Source organism: Olavius algarvensis spirochete endosymbiont (assembly GCA_900608495.1).
Taxonomy (GTDB): domain Bacteria; phylum Spirochaetota; class Spirochaetia; order DSM-2461; family DSM-2461; genus UBA2779.
Genome location: UWYT01000330.1, coordinates 1 through 375, shown reverse-complemented (window position 1 = coordinate 375; position 375 = coordinate 1). Strand labels below are relative to the sequence as shown.

Sequence of the window (375 nt, the reverse complement as noted above, 5' to 3'; positions counted from 1 at the left end):
GAGATGGCGCCGGCAGCATGGCACAGTTTGACAGCCCCACCGGCGTGGCCGTGGACATATCCGGCAATGTTTATGTGGCAGATTATTCTAATCACTGCATTCGTAAGATCACGCCAGGGGGGGAGGTAAGCACCATAGCCGGCAGTGACGATGCGGGGCATAGAGATGGCGGCGGCAGCATGGCACAGTTTGACAGCCCCACCGGCGTGGCCGTGGACACATCCGGCAATCTCTATGTGGCAGATCAAAGCAATCACCGCATCCGGAAGATAGAGTACAAGGTGCCTTAGGCAGCGGCGCGATAATTTAACAGCCCTCCTGTTACATTCCCTAATCAGATTCATTTTCAAAGCATTAAGTGGGATAGTCTTGACG

1 protein-coding gene is annotated in these 375 nt (G+C 54.4%); it reads left to right on the top strand.

Annotation, left to right across the window (positions count from 1 at the left end):
* On the top strand, window positions 1-290 hold a 290-nt coding region (locus S1OALGB6SA_RS09845), incomplete at its 5' end, for an SBBP repeat-containing protein (protein ID WP_195910422.1).
* Window positions 291-375: the final 85 nt, after the last annotated feature.